The following is a 14,769-nucleotide window of genomic DNA, read 5'->3' as shown; positions in this document are numbered from 1 at the left end:
ATCAGAGCTCGGCCTTCAGGCGGTTCAGCAGGTCCGCGTGGACGGCCGGGTTGACCTCGCGTTGCAGGATCTGCTCGGCGCCCTTGACGGCCAGTGCAGCGACCTGGTCGCGCAGCGTGTCGCGGGCCTTGGTCAGTGCCTGCTGGGCGTCGGACTCGGCCTGGGCCAGGATCTTCGCGGCTTCGGCACTGGCCTTGCCACGGGCATCCTCGACCAGGCTCTGCGCCAGACGCTCGGCGTCCGCCAGACGGCGGGTCGCCTCGTCACGCGTGGAGGCCAGCTGCTCTTCCACCTTGCGGTTGGCCTGCGCCAGCTCGCTCTTGGCGCGGTCGGCTGCGGCCAGGCCTTCGGAGATCTTGGCGGCGCGTTCGTCCAGGGCCTTCGTGATCGGAGGCCAGACGAAACGCATCGTGAACCAGACCAGGATCGCGAAGACGATCGCCTGCAGGAACAGGGTTGCGTTGATGTTCATCGCTCGATCCTTTCCGTTGGGGGAAGGGTGAGCGCGATCAGGCGGCCAGCTGGAACGGGTTGGCGAACGCGAACAGCAGCGCGATGGCGACGCCGATCAGGAACGCGGCGTCGATCAGACCGGCCAGAATGAACATCTTGGTCTGCAGCTCGTTCATCAGCTCAGGCTGACGAGCCGACGACTCGAGGAACTTGCCACCCATCAGGGCAATGCCGATCGATGCGCCGATGGCACCCAGACCGACGATCAGACCGCAAGCCAGCGCGACGAGACCCAGAACATTTTCCATGATTGCTCCTGTGAGATGAGGTGTGGAGTTGGAGGGAAGAAACGGAGAGAGAGAAACCGGTGACGGTCAGTGCGCGTCGTGCGCCTGGCCGACATAGATCAGCGTCAGCATCATGAAGATGAAGGCCTGCAGCGTGATCACCAGGATGTGGAACAGCGTCCACACGGTGCCGGCGACGAGATGGCCGATGGCCAGCCCGATGCCGGTGCCCGACAGCGTGAACGCACCGCCCATCAGCGCGATCAGCATGAAGACGAGTTCGCCGGCGAACATGTTGCCGAACAGCCGCATGCCGTGAGACACGGTCTTGGCGACGAACTCGATCATTTGCATCAGGAAATTGAACGGCCACAGCAGCGGGTGCGCGCCGAACGGGGCGGAGATGAGCTCGTGGCCCCAGCCGCCCAGGCCCTTGATCTTGATGTTGTAGAAGACGCAGACGAGCAGCACGCTGGTCGACAGACCGAGGGTCGTCGACAGGTCGGCCGAGGGCACGACACGCATGTAGTCCTTGAAGCCCAGCGCCGGACCGGCCGAATGCCAGATCTGCGGAATCAGGTCAACCGGCAGCATGTCCATCGCGTTCATCAGGAAGATCCAGACGAACACGGTGAGGGCCAGCGGAGAGACCAGCTTGCGGCTCTTGGCGTTGTGGATCACGCCCTTGGCCTGGTTCTCGACCAGTTCGGAGAGGATCTCGACGGCCGCCTGGAAGCGGCCCGGCACGCCGGCCGTGGCCTTGCGTGCGGCGTTCCACAACAGGAAGCAGCCGAGGGCGCCCAGGACCACGGAGAAGACCACCGAGTCGAGGTTGAAGATCGAGAAATCGATGATCGAGGTCTGCTTGACGCTCTCGAAATCGAAGTTCTTCTGCAGGTGCTGCAGGTGATGCTGGATGTACTCACCGGCGTTGGGGCCGTGGTGCGCAGCCTGTCCTTCTGCTGACATGTCGATGTTTTCCGTAACGTCTAGAACTCAATGCGCGCGGCGACGCCACGCGAGCGCCAACCAGTAAACCTTCGTGCACGCCACCATCGCGACGATGAGGGCCAGCCACGAGAGACCGGACACGATCTGCGGCGCCAGGGCGAGCAGCGCGACCGAACCACCGATCTTGACCGTCTCCCACGACAGGAAGCTGACGGCCGAAGCGCCGGCCCCGCCCTGCGGCGAAGACCGCCCGACGCCCCAGGCCATCAAGGCGCCGGGAAGGACGATCGCGGCCGCTCCATACAGCAGCGAACCACCGATCTCGCTCCGTCCGGTGACCCACCAGCCGATCAAGGCCACGGTCACGCCCACCACCGCCTGCAAGGCGACGATCCGCGCGGGTGTAACCGGCGGATGCTGGGCCCTCAAACGTGCTGCGTCTTCTCGACTCAGCGGCTTGAAGCTCGGGCTGGCCGCCCCATCTGATGGATCACCCCAGACATCGCCCGAACCCGACGCAGGTGTGGGTCCGTCGCTCATCTGTGCAATCCTCTTGGTTGCGGCAAACCGCGGGAGTATACGTAAAAACCCGTTTGAGTCGAGCTATTCCGACACCCGGCTTGGAGATGGGTGGACAGCCGACGCCGCATCGCTCGACACGCGAGCGTGCGCCTCACGGCAGCGCCCCGTGCGCTGCCGTGACTCACTGACGGACATCTGACAGCCCCGCCGGACGCATGGCAGATCCGCGCGCCGTGCGCGGCGCGCCGCCTCAGGTCGGCAGCACGCAGTGCGCGGGCAGGCCCGGCTCGGGCAGCCGCACGCGCAACAGGCAGCCGGCGAGCGGCTGCGCGGCGAGCTCGTCGGCCGGCCGGCCGTGGCGCGCGGTGGTGATGTAGAGCGTGCGCAGGTCCTGTCCGCCGAAGGTGCACATCGTCGGGCAACGCACCGGCAGCCGCAGCGTGCCGAGCACGCGTCCTTCGGGCGTCAGGCAGGCGATGTGACCGCCCTCGAACATCGCCACCCAGTAGCGACCCCGGGCATCGACGGCCGCGCCATCGGGCCGGCCGCCGTAGTCGTCGAGCGACTGGCCGTCGGCGCGCGGCGCCCATTGCGCGAACAGACGCTGGCGCGACAGGCTGCCGTCCTGACCGTCGAAATCATGGGCCAGCACCTGGTGGGCCTTGGTGTCCGAGCGGTAGAGCGTGCGGCCGTCGGGGCTGAAGGCCAGGCCGTTGGACGTGGTGATGCCCTCGGCCATGCGCACGGTGCCGCGGGCGTCATGGCGGAACAGCGCGGCCTGCGGCCGGCGCGCGTCGTCGATCGTGCCGCACCAGAAGCGGCCCTGCGGATCGACCTTGCCGTCGTTGTAGCGCTGCCCGGCCGGGTCGTAGGGCGGCTCGGCCAGGCGGCTGCGGCGGCCGCTCTCCGGATCGAACTGCCAGAGACCGTCACGCATGGCCAGCAACAGCCCGCCCCCGACCCGCGGCGCGCAACAGGCCGGCTCGCTGTCGAAGTACCAGCGCCGGTGGTCGCCGCCGTCGGCATCGCAGCGGTGCAGGGCCTTGCCGGGAATGTCGACGAAGTACAGGCACTGCTCGACCGGATGCCACAGGGGCGACTCGCCCAGCAGCGCGGGCGGCAGCGGCAAGGCCTCGGGAATCAGGGCGGAGAGGTTCAGCTCGGTCATGGCGGGCGCAGTCATCGGGCGGGCGGCCGGCGCGACGGCGATGGCGTCCGGCACGCCACCGGGGCCACGAGGGTAGCCGATGGCCCGCGGTCGCGGGTTACCAGCGGGGTACCGGCGGGATGACCCCGCCCGGCTCACGGCTCACGGCTCACGGCTCACGGCCGACGCGTCCGCCCCGGCACCGCGGCGCTCAGCCGAGGTCGACCTTCAGGTAGTGGGCGCCCGGGATCGGGTTGTAGTAGTAGGGCGGCACCTCGACGAAACCGAGCGTGCTGTAGAGCTCGCGCGCGGACTCCATGTCGTCGAGCGTGTCCAGCAGCATGGCCGAGTAGCCGGCCTGCAGCGCCCGGTCGATCAGCGCCTGGGCGATCAGCCGCCCCAGGCCGAGGCGGCGCCACGGCGGCCGCACGTACAGCCGCTTCATCTCGCAGGCGTTCGCGTAGTCGACGTCGGCCAGCGGGCGGAAGGCGCCGCAGCCGGCGATGCGGCCGTCGACCTCGGCCAACAGCAGCAGGCCCTGCGGCGGCGCGTAGTCGCCCGGCAGGCCGGCCAGCTCGGCCTCGAAGTTCTGGAAGCACAGGTCGATGCCGAGGGCCTGCGCGTAGTCGCGGAAGATCTGCCGGGCGGCGTCGTAGCCGGCGGCGTCGGCAGGCTCGATCAGGCGGATCTCGGGGGCGCGATGGACGGGGCCGTTCATCGGCGGGAGGCGGCGGTCATCAGGGGCGCTCGGTGCGGTCGCGGCAAGGCGGGCCAGTCTAGCGGGGCCGGCGCGGCGTGGGCAAGCAGGGGTTCACGCCGCCACGGACGGCATCGCCGCCGCCGGGCCGACCGCCGGCTCATCCGAGCCGCCCGACCCACCAGGCGGCCAGGCCGCAGACAGCCGCCAGCACCAGCGCGCGCAGGCGCTCGGCCGCACCGTCGGCCGAGCCGGGCGTGCCCGGCGGCAGCCACCGGTCGCCGCTGAGCATCGGGCCGATCAGCGCGTGGCCACGCAGCTGATGGGCGAGCACGGCCAGCACGTGCAGCGCGATCAGGCCCAGCAGCAGGCGCTTGCCGTCACCGGTGTGCCAGGCGGTGGCCGCCAGCGCGGTGTCGCCGCTGACGAAACGGTACAGGGGGCCGGTGGTGGCGATCTCGTCGTCGGCCACCAGCCCGCTGCCGACCTGGGCCAGCAGCACGGCCATCATCGCCAGCACCGACCCGCCGCCCAGCGGGTTGTGGCCGATCTCCAGCCCGTCCTCGGGCCGGGTGCGGCCACGCAGGTAGCGCCAGACCGTCAGCGGACCGCGCACGATCCGCGACCAGCGCGACCAGCGCCCGCCGACCACACCCCAGACCAGGCGGAACAGCAGCAAGGCCCCGACGGCCAGGCCCAGCCGCATGTGCCAGACGATGAGGTCGCCGCCGATCTGACCGCTGACCACCAGCGCCACGACACCCGACAGCAGCAGCAGATGGAACAGCCGGGTGGGCAGATCCCAGACGCGGACCGCCACGGCCGGGGCCGGGGGCGAAGCAGGACGGGCGGACGACGGTGACATCGGATGGACTCCTCTCGCGCCAGCGCCGACGCGACGGTCTCGACGATAGCGGATCAGGCGCGCGGCCGGTCGCGGCGGGAGGCCTGGCGCAGGCCACAGGTGGAGGCCCGCGGCGAGTGAGACCCGGGTCACACCGCGAAGGGCCGGCGCTGCCTACACTCGGGCCGCCTGTGCCGGACGCCGCCCCGGCGGCGCGGCCCGGCCCCCTCGTCGCGACTGCCGTCGCTCCTACCCGCCGGAGGATTCCCATGCCCTGCTCCCGCCTGCTGCCGCTGCTGGCCGCGCTGTCCGCCACGCTGCTGATGTCCGCACCCGCCTCGGCCCAGTTCCAGAAGCCCGAGGACGCGATCAAGTACCGCCAGGGCGCCTTCACCGTGATGGCCGCTCATGTCGGCCGTCTGGGCGCGATGGCCCAGGGCAAGGCGCCGTTCGACGCCAAGGCCGCGGCCGAGCATGCCGACATCGTGCAGACGCTGTCGCGGCTGCCGGCCACCGCCTTCGTCGAGGGCAGCGACAAGGGCGCGCCGAACCGTGCCAAGCCCGAGATCTGGAAGGAAGCGCCGAAGTTCAAGGCGGCCAACGACCGCATGGTCGACGCGGTGGCCAAGCTCGACGCCGCGGCCAAGACCGGCAGCCTGGACGCGCTGAAGGCCGCGATGGGCGCCGTCGGCCAGAGCTGCAAGGCCTGCCACGACGACTTCCGCGCCGAGAAGTACAGCCAGTGAATGGCCGGCCCGGCGCCCTCAGGCGCGCGGGCCTCAGGACACGGCGGCCGGCGACGCGGTCGGTGACGCGGCCATCGCGGTCATCGCGGCCATCAGCACCGCCCCCAGGCGCGCCACCGCCTCGGCGATGCGCTCGGGCGAGAGCGTGACGAAGCTCAGGCGCAGCGTGGCCGCGCCGCTGCCGTCGGCATGGAAGGCGCTGCCCGGCACATAGGCCACGCCGGCCGCCAGCGCCGACGGCAGCAGGGCCGCGGCATCCAGCCCTGCGGGCAGGCGCAGCCAGAAGAACATGCCGCCGGCCGGACGCTGCCAGTCGGTGCCCGGCGGCAGGTGGCGGCGCAGGGCGGCATCCATCGCCTCGGCCTGGCCGCGGTAGCGCTCGCGCACCGCCGGCAGATGGCGTTCGAGCAGGCCGTCGTCGAGCAGCGCGCTGACCACCCGCTGGTTCAGCCCCGGGCTGTGCAGATCGGCCGCCTGCTTGGCCTGCAGCAGCTTGGGGTACAGCGGCGCCGGCGCCAGCAGCCAGCCCAGACGCAGCCCCGGCGCCAGCACCTTGCTGAAGCTGCCCAGCAGCAGCGTGCCCGCGGGCCACAGCGCGGCCAGCGGCGCCGGCGGCGGTGCGTCGAACCACAGCTCGCCGTAGGGATCGTCCTCGATCAGCGGCACGCCGCGTGCCTGCGCCACCGCCACGATCGCGGCACGGCGCTCGGCCGTCATCAGCCGGCCGCTCGGGTTCTGGAAGTTGGGCTGCAGATAGGCCGCGCGCAGATCGGGCGTGGCCGCGGCCAGGGCGTCGAGGGCCTGCGGCCGTGCGCCCTGCCCATCGCTGGCCAGGCCGACGAACCGCGGCTCGCAGGGGCTGAAGGCCTGCAGCGCGCCGAGGTAGGTCGGCGTCTCGACGGCCAGCGTGCTGCCCGGATCCAGCAGCACCCGCGCCACCAGATCCAGCCCCTGCTGCGAGCCGGTGGTGATCAGCACCCGCGACGCACAGGCCTCGGCGATGCCGCGGCCACGCAGCGCGGCGGCCACCTGCTCGCGCAAGGGGCCGTGGCCCTCGCTGGCGGCGTACTGCAGCGCCGCCAGCGGCGCCTCGCGCAGCACGTGGTCGAAGGCCGCACGCATCGGCTCGACGGCGAAGGTCTCGGGCGCCGGCAGGCCGCCGGCCAGCGACAGGATCTCCGGGCGCTCGCTGCACTTGAGCAGGTCGCGGATCACGGAAGGATTGAGGCGGGCGGCGCGGCGCGCCAGCGTCCAGGGCGGGGTCATCGGGTTCTCCTGAGCCGGCGTCACCGCCTGGGGCGGGCATCGGATGACGCTCAGTCTAGGCTTGACGACCAATACAGATTCAATACAGTCATCACCACACATTCAGCTACTGTGTCGGTATCTGCACCATCACAGTCCACCGCCCGCCCGATGCTTCCGCCCTCCGACACGCTCGACCGTGGCACCACCGCCGCGACGCTGCACGCGCAGCTGGCCACGCTGTACGCCGAGCGCATCCGGCGCGGCGCGCTGACGCCCGGCATGCGCCTGCCCTCGGTGCGCGACAGCGCGCGCCGCCATGCGGTCAGCCCGGCCACGGTGGTCGCCGCCTACGATCTGCTGCAGGCCCAGGGCCTGGTCGAGGCGCGCCGCCAGCGCGGCTTCTTCGTGCGCGCGGCCACCGGCGCGGCCCAGGCGCCGGCCACTGCGGCGGCGGTCCCCGCCACGCTGGCCGCGCCGGTCGACGCCACGGCCCTGATCCGCGGCATGTTCCAGACCCGCGCCGACGGCAGCCGGGTCAGCGGCCCCGGCCTCGGCACCCTGCCCGAGCCCTGGCTGGACCGCGCCCTGCTCGACCGCGCGCTGCGCCGCGCCGCCGCCCAGGGCGCCGACGCGCTGCACTACGGGGATCCGGCCGGCGATCCCGGCCTGCGCGACGCGCTGGTGCGACGCCTGGGCGGCGAGCTCGGCATCGCCTGCACGCCGGCCCAGGTCGTGACCACGCTGGGCGCCACCCATGCGCTCGATCTGGTCGCCCGCACCGTGCTGCGGCCGGGCGACGCGGTGCTGATCGACGAGCCGGGCTGGGCGGTGGAGTTCGCCCGCCTGAGCCGCATGGGCATGCGGCTGCTGCCGGTGCCGCGCGGCGTCGACGGCCCCGATCTGGCCGTGATGGCCCGCCTGGCCGCCGAGCACGCGCCGCGGCTGTACGTGACCACCGCCGTGCTGCACAACCCGACCGGCCACACGCTGACGCTGGGCACCGCGCACCAGATCCTGCAGCTGGCCGAGGCCCATGACCTGCTGGTGGTCGAGGACGACACCTACACCTGGCTGGCACCGCCACATGCGCCCCGGCTGAGCGCGCTCGACGGCCTGCGGCGCACGGTCTACGTCTCGGGCTTCTCCAAGATCCTGGCGCCGAACTGGCGCGTCGGCCACCTGGCGGCGGCGCCGGAGCTGGCCGAGCGGCTGATCGACACCAAGCTGCTGTCAGCCCTGACCACGCCCGCGCTGCTGGAGCGGGCCGTCGCCGGCTGCCTGGAACAGGGCCTGCTGCGCCGCCATGCCGAACGCGTGGTGCAGCGCCTGGACGGTGCCCGGCGACAGGCGGTGCGCCTGGCCGAGGCCGCCGGCTGCCGGCCGCTGACGCCGCCACAAGGCCTGTTCGGCTGGCTGGACATCGGCGTCGACGCCGACACCCTGGCCGCCCGGCTGGCCGCGCAGGGCTGGCTGACCGCACCCGGCAGCCTGTTCCACACCCGACCCGGCGGCGGCCGCCAGGCCATGCGCATCAATCACGCCTGCGCCCAGGACGAGGCGTTCTGGCGCGCCTTCCGGCAGACGCGTGACGCGCTGGCCCGGGCGCGCGCCTGACGAATGGCGACGACGCGCGTACGATCGGGGGACATGTCCGCCACTGCCTTTCCCAGCACCCAGCCCCTGGGCGCGCCGTCCGAGCCCCCGCCGTCGCTGCCGGCCAGCCTGACCGGCATGCTGCCCACGCTCGGCCAGGGGCGGCTGGACACCGGCACCCACCTCAACGAGCTCAGCGACTCGCTGATGAAGGACCTGCTGCGCTTCGAGCGCGCCAGCGACGCCCACGAGCTGATCGAGGTGCTGGCCGCCTGCCTGCGCCACACGCAGGCGGTCGCGATCCGGGTCGCGGTCAGCCCGCAGACGGTGGTCACGCTCAGCATCTTCCCGCTCGACGGGCTGGTGCACTGCCCGCTGCCCATGATCGAGCTGATGACCGGCGACCTGAGCACCCTGCGCGTGCTGCAGGTCGCCCCGGCCGCGTTGCGCACGCCGGGCAGCCCCGAGCTGGCGCGGGTCGGCAATCCGACCTACTACACGCCGCTGGCGCCGCTGCTGTGGGCGGTGGCGCTGTACGGCGCCCGCGGCACGCTGCTGCCCGAACTCGCCGGCCAGGCCGCCTATCGCGTCGCGCCGGGCCTGAACCTGCAACGGCTGCCGATCCCCGCGGCCATGAGCCGCTGCATCGACCGCCTGCGCCGCCGCAGCTACAACCTGCGCGAGATCGCCGAGTGGTACGGCATCGGCCGCGACCGGGCCACCCGGCTGCTCAATGCGCTGTACCTGCAGTCCGGCCTGATCGTCAGCCGCGCGCATCCGGCGGCGGCCGGCGACCTCTGGAACCGCGAACCGGAAGCCGACGAGGACAGCGTGGCCTGACGGCGCGTCAGCCGCCACCGCTGCGCCCGGTCAGGCCAGGAACAGGCCCGGCCACACCGGCCGGGCCGTCGGCTCACAGCCCGCCCAGCGCCTCCAGCCGCTCCATGGCGACCAGCACCGCATCATCGATCGCCGCATGGCGGGCATGGCGCTGCGCCGCGCCGGCCGGATCGCGGACATAGATGTCGGGATCGGCCAGCTGGGCGTCGATCGCCTTCTGCTCGGCCTCCAGCGCCTCGATGCGCCGGGGCAGCTCGTCGAGCTCGCGCTGCTCCTTGTAGCTGAGCTTGCGCTTGGCGGCGGCCGGTGCCGCCGCGGGCGTGGCCACGGGCGCGGCAGGCACCGCCGCCCCGGCGGCCGGCTTCGTCGCCACGGCACCGGCCGCGCGGGCGGCCAGCATGCGCGTGCGCTGGACGCGCCAGTCCTCGATGCCGCCCTCGTACTCGCGCCACAGGCCGCTGTGCGGGCTGCCCGAGTCCAGCGGCTGACCGTCGACGCCCAGATCGCCCTCCCAGCAGATCAGGCTGGTCACCACGTTGTCGAGGAAGCGCCGGTCGTGGCTGACCAGGAACACCGTGCCGGTGTAGGCCGCCAGCAGGTCCTCCAGCAGCTCCAGCGTGTCGATGTCGAGGTCGTTGGTCGGCTCGTCGAGCACCAGCACATTGGCCGGCAGCGCGAACAGACGCGCCAGCAGCAGGCGGTTGCGCTCGCCACCCGACAGGGTGCGCACCGGCGAATGGGCCCGCTCGGGCGCGAACAGGAAGTCCTGCAGATAGCCCATCACGTGCTTGCGCGCGCCGTTGATCTCGATCCACTCGCTGCCCGGGCTGATGGTGTCGGCCAGCGTGGCGTCCAGGTTCAGGCCGGCGCGCATCTGGTCGAAGTAGGCCACCTGCAGCTGGGTGCCCAGCTTGACCGTGCCGGCGGTCGGTTCGAGCTGGCCGAGGATGAGCTTGAGCAGCGTGGTCTTGCCCGCGCCGTTGGGGCCGACGAGGCCGATCTTGTCGCCGCGCAGGATGGTGGCGTTGAAGTCGCGCACGATGACCTTGTCGCCACCGCCATGGGCGGCCCCGGCGAAGCGCATCGACACGCCGTCGAGCTCGGCCACCACCTTGCCGCTGCGCGAGCCGGTGTCGATCTCCAGCCGCACGCGGCCGACCACGTCGCGCCGCGCCACGCGCTGCGTGCGCAGCTGCTCCAGCCGGGCGATGCGGGCCACGCTGCGCGTGCGCCGGGCCTCCACGCCCTTGCGGATCCAGACCTCCTCCTGCGCCAGCAGCTTGTCGGCGCGGGCATTGGCCAGCGCCTCGGCCGCCAGCTGCTCCTCCTTCATGCGCTCGTAGGCGCTGAAGTTGCCCGGATAGCTGCGGATCTGGCCGCGGTCGAGCTCGACGATGCGGGTGCTGACGTTGTCGAGGAAGGCGCGGTCGTGGGTGATCAGCACCACGCTGCCGCTGAAGGTCCGCAGCAGCTCCTCCAGCCAGGCGATGGCATCCAGATCCAGGTGGTTGGTCGGCTCGTCGAGCAGCAGCACGTCGGGCACGGCCACCAGCGCGCGGGCCAGCGCGACGCGCTTCCTCAGGCCGCCCGAGAGCTGCTCGACCGCCCGGCCACCGTCCAGGCCCAGGCGGGCCAGCGTGGTGGTCACGCGCTGCTCCCAGGTCCAGGCGTCCAGCGCCTCGATGCGGCTCTGCAGCGCATCCAGATCGGCGCCCTCGGCATGGGCCTCGTAGGCATCGCGCACGGCACGCGCCTCGGCCACGCCCTCGGAGACGGCGTCGAACACGCTCTGGCCGGCGCCGAACTCGGGCTCCTGGGCGACGTAGCAGGTGCGCAGGCCCTGGGTCTGCTGCAGCAGGCCGTCGTCGAGCTTCTCGAGCCCGGCCAGGATCTTCAGCAGCGAGGACTTGCCGGTGCCGTTGCGGCCGATCAGGCCCAGGCGTTCACCGGTCTCCAGGGAGAAACTGGCGGCGTCGAGCAGGGCCACGTGGCCGAAGGCCAGGTGGGCGTTGGAAAGGGACAGGATGGCCATGGGCGGATTGTCGCCGCCCGGCGGACTTCAGCCGGCCAGGGCCCGCTCCAGCGCATCCAGGTAGCGCGCGGCGACGTCGCAGCCGGTCTGCTGGGCGATCTCCTGGAAGCAGGTCGGGCTGGTGACGTTGATCTCGGTCAGGCAGTCGCCGATGATGTCGAGGCCGACCAGCAGCAGGCCGCGCGCGGCCAGCACCGGGCCCAGCGCGCGGGCGATCTCGAGATCGCGCTCGCTCAGCGGCTGAGCCACTCCCTTGCCGCCGGCAGCCAGGTTGCCGCGCACCTCACCGCCCTGCGGGATGCGCGCCAGGCTGTAGGGCACCGGCTCGCCGCCGATGACCAGCACGCGCTTGTCGCCGTGCACGATGGCCGGCAGGTACTTCTGCACCATCACCGTCTGCGCCCCCTCCCGGTTGAGGGTCTCGATGATGGCGCCCAGGTTCAGGCCATCGGCACCGACCCGGAAGATGCCCATGCCGCCCATGCCGTCGAGCGGCTTGAGGATGATGTCGCCGTGCTCGGCATGGAAACGCCGGATGTCAGCGGCATCGCGGGTGACCAGCGTCGGCGCGATGAACTGCGGAAACTCCAGGATCGCGAGCTTCTCGGGATGGTCACGCAGCGCCGCCGGCCGGTTGAACACGCGCGCACCCTCGCGCTCGGCCTGACCGAGCAGATGCGTGGCATAGAAGTACTCGCTGTCGAAGGGCGGGTCCTTGCGCATCAGCACCGCGTCGACCTCGGCCAGCACCTGAGGTCGCTCGTCAGGGGCCTGCTGGGCGGCGACGAACCAGTCCTGCGGATCGTCGGTCAGCGTGATGTCGCGCACGAAGGCGGTCACGCGCTCGCCGCGCTGCCAGCGGATGTCCTCGGGCCGGCAGGCCATCAGCGTGTGACCGCGCCGGGCGGCCTCGCGCATCATCGCGTAGGTGGTGTCCTTGTAGGTCTTGAAGGACTCCAGCGGGTCGGCGACGAACAGCAGCTTCATCGGGGGGATCTCCGGCAATCGGGCGGGGTCTGGGGCGGGCCAGTGTGTCACATCCCTCCGTGCGGCGCCCGGCAGTGCGCGATCACCTGTGCCACGCGCGCGGCCACCGCGTCGCCGGCGCCGAGAACGGCCAGCCCGGTGCCCAGGACCAGCGGGCCACGCCCGTAGGGATCCAGCGAGACGTCGGCGGCCACCACCTGGCGCAGGCGCTGCAGCCGCTCCTCGGCCTGGACCTCGCTGGCATCGGGCAGGCCGAGCAGCAGCACCTCAGCCTCACCGTGGGCCAGCAACTCGCCGGGCAGCAGCTGCAGGCGCAGCAGCAAGGCCAGCTCCGCCTGCACGGCCTGCGTCACCACCGGCCCCCAGTCCGGGGCTCGACCGTCGTGCTCCCGGAGGGTCAAGGCCACGACCGCCGCGCGATGCGGCGTGCGCCGGCCGACCACCTCCTGCAGCAGGTGGACCACCGTGTCCCGGCCATGCAGCAGGGGCGCGGCATCGGCCTGACGCAGCTGCTCCTGCGCCTTCAACAGGCGACCAAAGACGTGGTGGACGATGAGGATGTTCATCGCCATGGCGGACAGGGTCGTCAGGTGGCCGATCATGGCGCTGCCCTGCTCCCGGCTCAGCGGAGGCCCCGACGGGTTGCCGGCCAGGGCCATCGCCAGATCATGGAAGCCGCCCAGGGCCAGCGGCAGCCCCGTCAGCACGCCCACCGTCTTGGACGCCCATCCCAGCCGCTGCTGGCCGTGGCGCTGCAGATGCTCCCCCACCTGCCAGGCCCCTCGCAGCGCCACATGGACATTGCACAGCCAGGACAGGGCACGCGCCGCCGGCATGCTGTCGCCGACCAGTCCCAGCCAGAGCACACCGCACAGCCCCAGCCCGAGGTTCAAGGCCTGCTCGACCGACTTCTGCGGCGAACCGATCAGCACGCAGCAGGCCCGCCACAGCACCACGTAGGCCGGCACCACCAGCGCATGGCCGAGCACCATCGGCCACACCGCCACCGTGGCCGCGCCGACGCTGACCAACAGCAGCCCCACACCTTCGAGCAGGCTGAAGCCGGCCACCAGCCGCAAGGGCCGCCGCCAGGCGCGCGACAGGCCTGCGGCGATCCACCAGCCGACGCCGAGCAGCAGCAGGATCAGGCCCAGATGCAACCAGACCGGCCCGCCGAAGTCGTGCCAGCGCAGCAGCCGGTCACTCATGCCATGAGCCCGGCCATGCGGTCGGCCCGGCAGCGGGCACGCACGACGCGCACCGCCGTGGCCAGGTCATCGTCCGGCAGCACCACCACCTGGCCCACGCCGATGGACACCGCACCACGGGCGGGCTGCACCGCCGACAGCGCAGCGCGGCGCAGCTCGTCGAGCAGCGCACGGGCCCGCGGGGCATCGGTCTGTGGCAGGGCCATCAGGAAGAGCCCGTCGTCGGTGCGCCCCAGCAGATCGGCCGCCCCGAGCTCACGCCGCAGCAGGCGCTCCAGCTCCGCGTCCTGCCGGGCACGCTGGCCGGCGGCCGGAGGGCCCCCGCCGGGCGCCCCGCCCAGCACGCCCCCCACCGCGGCATCGTCGGCGACCAGCGCCGCCACCACCAGCGCCCGTCCACCCGCCCGCAGGGCGGCCATCTCGCTGACCAGCACGTGCTCGACGAGACCGAGGACCGGCGTCTCGGGCGCCGCCACGGGCCGGGACAGGCGGTCGATGGCACGCACCAGATCCCCGAACATGTGACAGGCCAGCGTCATGTTGACCGCCAGGGCGGTCGGCAAGGCGGCGTAGCCCAGCCACAGCGACACCAGATAGACCCGGTCGACATCGCCACCGATGGTCCAGGCGCCGTAGGCGCGCACGGTCAGCAGCATGGCCATCATGCCGGCGCCCAGCCCGATCAGGACGGCGTGGCGCCGCTGCCCCAGCCGCAGCAGCTGGCGGATGACCTGCACGCTGCCGCAAGCCAGCACCAGCGCCTGCGCCGCACAGGCCAGGGCCAGCAGGATGTCGACCGTGACCCCCCTCGACGACGCCGACAGCAGGACCGCCGCCGCGAGACCGGCCATCAGCGCCTGCAGCCACCCCGCGTCGCGGGCCCGGGTCAGACAGGCGCCGGTACGCCACAAGGCGATCCAGGCTGCCAGCTGCAGCAGATGGACCACCACGTGCCAGCCCCTGACTTCTACCGTTGGCAGAAACCCCACGCCCACCAGCGCGGCACTGCTGAACAGGTTGAATCCGGCCAGCCAGCGGATGGCCTCACGGGCATGGGCGAAGTTGCGTGCGGCCAGCCACCAGGCGGGCGCCAGCAGCGACAGGGCCAGACCGAGATCCTGGCGCACGTCGTGACCCAGCACGTAGTGCAGCTTCAATTCATCCATGGGCAAGGGATCTTCTGCGGCCCTGCGGCCGGCACTGGATTGTCCGAT

15 protein-coding genes are annotated in these 14,769 nt (G+C 72.1%); 3 read left to right on the top strand and 12 right to left on the bottom strand.

The window, feature by feature from the left end; genetic code table 11:
- Position 1: 1 nt before the first annotated feature.
- The 7 genes from AACH11_RS10775 to AACH11_RS10745 all read right to left on the bottom strand — a co-directional run bounded on the left by AACH11_RS10775 (position 2) and on the right by AACH11_RS10745 (position 4,922).
- Positions 2 to 472 (bottom strand): F0F1 ATP synthase subunit B, encoded by a 471-nt coding sequence (locus AACH11_RS10775; RefSeq protein ID WP_341374225.1) that lies wholly within the window; start codon positions 470 to 472, stop codon positions 2 to 4.
- A gap of 37 nt (positions 473 to 509) precedes the next feature.
- On the bottom strand, positions 510 to 761 hold the full coding sequence (atpE, locus tag AACH11_RS10770) for a F0F1 ATP synthase subunit C (protein ID WP_341374224.1): 252 nt from the start codon (positions 759 to 761) through the stop codon (positions 510 to 512).
- 66 nt (positions 762 to 827) lie between these two features.
- On the bottom strand, positions 828 to 1,709 hold the full coding sequence (gene atpB / locus AACH11_RS10765; RefSeq protein WP_341374223.1) for a F0F1 ATP synthase subunit A: 882 nt from the start codon (positions 1,707 to 1,709) through the stop codon (positions 828 to 830).
- A 27-nt stretch (positions 1,710 to 1,736) separates the two neighbouring features.
- A complete protein-coding gene (locus AACH11_RS10760) occupies positions 1,737 to 2,231 on the bottom strand; it encodes an ATP synthase subunit I (RefSeq protein ID WP_341374222.1) in 495 nt (164 codons plus the stop codon).
- A 232-nt stretch (positions 2,232 to 2,463) separates the two neighbouring features.
- Entirely contained in the window at positions 2,464 to 3,381 is a 918-nt protein-coding gene (locus AACH11_RS10755) for an SMP-30/gluconolactonase/LRE family protein (RefSeq protein WP_341374221.1), read from the bottom strand.
- Between the two features lie 190 nt (positions 3,382 to 3,571).
- Positions 3,572 to 4,078: a GNAT family N-acetyltransferase gene (locus tag AACH11_RS10750; RefSeq protein WP_341374220.1), complete on the bottom strand. Its 507-nt coding sequence runs from the start codon at positions 4,076 to 4,078 to the stop codon at positions 3,572 to 3,574.
- A 139-nt stretch (positions 4,079 to 4,217) separates the two neighbouring features.
- Positions 4,218 to 4,922 (bottom strand): cytochrome b/b6 domain-containing protein, encoded by a 705-nt coding sequence (locus AACH11_RS10745; protein ID WP_341374219.1) that lies wholly within the window; start codon positions 4,920 to 4,922, stop codon positions 4,218 to 4,220.
- 248 nt (positions 4,923 to 5,170) lie between these two features.
- Here AACH11_RS10745 and AACH11_RS10740 point away from each other — a divergent pair, with 248 nt between their 5' ends.
- Positions 5,171 to 5,647 carry a c-type cytochrome gene (locus AACH11_RS10740; RefSeq protein WP_341374218.1) on the top strand — a complete coding sequence of 159 codons (477 nt, stop codon included), beginning with the start codon at positions 5,171 to 5,173 and terminating at the stop codon, positions 5,645 to 5,647.
- Between the two features lie 33 nt (positions 5,648 to 5,680).
- Here AACH11_RS10740 and AACH11_RS10735 read toward each other — a convergent pair whose 3' ends face one another.
- On the bottom strand, positions 5,681 to 6,913 hold the full coding sequence (locus AACH11_RS10735) for an aminotransferase-like domain-containing protein (RefSeq protein ID WP_341374217.1): 1,233 nt from the start codon (positions 6,911 to 6,913) through the stop codon (positions 5,681 to 5,683).
- 150 nt (positions 6,914 to 7,063) lie between these two features.
- Here AACH11_RS10735 and AACH11_RS10730 point away from each other — a divergent pair, with 150 nt between their 5' ends.
- Both AACH11_RS10730 and AACH11_RS10725 read left to right on the top strand, forming a co-directional pair.
- The gene (locus tag AACH11_RS10730; RefSeq protein ID WP_341374216.1) at positions 7,064 to 8,509 is read left to right on the top strand and encodes an aminotransferase-like domain-containing protein; all 1,446 of its coding nucleotides are present in this window, start codon (positions 7,064 to 7,066) and stop codon (positions 8,507 to 8,509) included.
- A 33-nt stretch (positions 8,510 to 8,542) separates the two neighbouring features.
- Positions 8,543 to 9,328, top strand: a complete 786-nt coding sequence (locus AACH11_RS10725; RefSeq protein WP_341374215.1) for a hypothetical protein — start codon at positions 8,543 to 8,545, stop codon at positions 9,326 to 9,328.
- A gap of 73 nt (positions 9,329 to 9,401) precedes the next feature.
- Here AACH11_RS10725 and AACH11_RS10720 read toward each other — a convergent pair whose 3' ends face one another.
- The 4 genes from AACH11_RS10720 to AACH11_RS10705 are packed head-to-tail and all read right to left on the bottom strand — an operon-like array spanning position 9,402 to position 14,721.
- Positions 9,402 to 11,360: an ATP-binding cassette domain-containing protein gene (locus AACH11_RS10720; protein WP_341374214.1), complete on the bottom strand. Its 1,959-nt coding sequence runs from the start codon at positions 11,358 to 11,360 to the stop codon at positions 9,402 to 9,404.
- A gap of 27 nt (positions 11,361 to 11,387) precedes the next feature.
- The gene (gshB, locus tag AACH11_RS10715; protein WP_341374213.1) at positions 11,388 to 12,347 is read right to left on the bottom strand and encodes a glutathione synthase; all 960 of its coding nucleotides are present in this window, start codon (positions 12,345 to 12,347) and stop codon (positions 11,388 to 11,390) included.
- 47 nt (positions 12,348 to 12,394) lie between these two features.
- Complete coding sequence (locus tag AACH11_RS10710; RefSeq protein WP_341374212.1) at positions 12,395 to 13,555, bottom strand: hypothetical protein; 1,161 nt, start codon at positions 13,553 to 13,555, stop codon at positions 12,395 to 12,397.
- On the bottom strand, positions 13,552 to 14,721 hold the full coding sequence (locus AACH11_RS10705; protein ID WP_341374211.1) for a hypothetical protein: 1,170 nt from the start codon (positions 14,719 to 14,721) through the stop codon (positions 13,552 to 13,554). Before AACH11_RS10705 ends, AACH11_RS10710 begins: the two co-directional genes overlap by 4 nt.
- Between the last annotated feature and the right edge of the window lie 48 nt (positions 14,722 to 14,769).

Origin of the sequence: Pseudaquabacterium rugosum, from assembly GCF_038066575.1 — a bacterium.
GTDB classification, from domain to species: domain Bacteria; phylum Pseudomonadota; class Gammaproteobacteria; order Burkholderiales; family Burkholderiaceae_C; genus Pseudaquabacterium; species Pseudaquabacterium rugosum.
The sequence above is the reverse complement of the archived record's forward strand: the minus strand, read 5'-3'. Positions and strand labels throughout refer to the sequence as shown.

Excerpts from the sequence above, each read along its gene's own strand:
- atpB (WP_341374223.1), bottom strand. The coding sequence starts at position 1,709 with ATGTCAGCAGAAGGACAGGCTGCGCACCACGGCCCCAACGCCGGTGAG.
- AACH11_RS10730 (WP_341374216.1), top strand. The coding sequence starts at position 7,064 with ATGCTTCCGCCCTCCGACACGCTCGACCGTGGCACCACCGCCGCGACG.
- AACH11_RS10740 (WP_341374218.1), top strand. The coding sequence starts at position 5,171 with ATGCCCTGCTCCCGCCTGCTGCCGCTGCTGGCCGCGCTGTCCGCCACG.
- AACH11_RS10735 (WP_341374217.1), bottom strand. The coding sequence starts at position 6,913 with ATGACCCCGCCCTGGACGCTGGCGCGCCGCGCCGCCCGCCTCAATCCT.
- gshB (WP_341374213.1), bottom strand. The coding sequence starts at position 12,347 with ATGAAGCTGCTGTTCGTCGCCGACCCGCTGGAGTCCTTCAAGACCTAC.
- AACH11_RS10745 (WP_341374219.1), bottom strand. The coding sequence starts at position 4,922 with ATGTCACCGTCGTCCGCCCGTCCTGCTTCGCCCCCGGCCCCGGCCGTG.
- AACH11_RS10750 (WP_341374220.1), bottom strand. The coding sequence starts at position 4,078 with ATGAACGGCCCCGTCCATCGCGCCCCCGAGATCCGCCTGATCGAGCCT.
- atpE (WP_341374224.1), bottom strand. The coding sequence starts at position 761 with ATGGAAAATGTTCTGGGTCTCGTCGCGCTGGCTTGCGGTCTGATCGTC.
- AACH11_RS10725 (WP_341374215.1), top strand. The coding sequence starts at position 8,543 with ATGTCCGCCACTGCCTTTCCCAGCACCCAGCCCCTGGGCGCGCCGTCC.
- AACH11_RS10710 (WP_341374212.1), bottom strand. The coding sequence starts at position 13,555 with ATGAGTGACCGGCTGCTGCGCTGGCACGACTTCGGCGGGCCGGTCTGG.
- AACH11_RS10760 (WP_341374222.1), bottom strand. The coding sequence starts at position 2,231 with ATGAGCGACGGACCCACACCTGCGTCGGGTTCGGGCGATGTCTGGGGT.
- AACH11_RS10775 (WP_341374225.1), bottom strand. The coding sequence starts at position 472 with ATGAACATCAACGCAACCCTGTTCCTGCAGGCGATCGTCTTCGCGATC.
- AACH11_RS10705 (WP_341374211.1), bottom strand. The coding sequence starts at position 14,721 with ATGGATGAATTGAAGCTGCACTACGTGCTGGGTCACGACGTGCGCCAG.
- AACH11_RS10720 (WP_341374214.1), bottom strand. The coding sequence starts at position 11,360 with ATGGCCATCCTGTCCCTTTCCAACGCCCACCTGGCCTTCGGCCACGTG.
- AACH11_RS10755 (WP_341374221.1), bottom strand. The coding sequence starts at position 3,381 with ATGACCGAGCTGAACCTCTCCGCCCTGATTCCCGAGGCCTTGCCGCTG.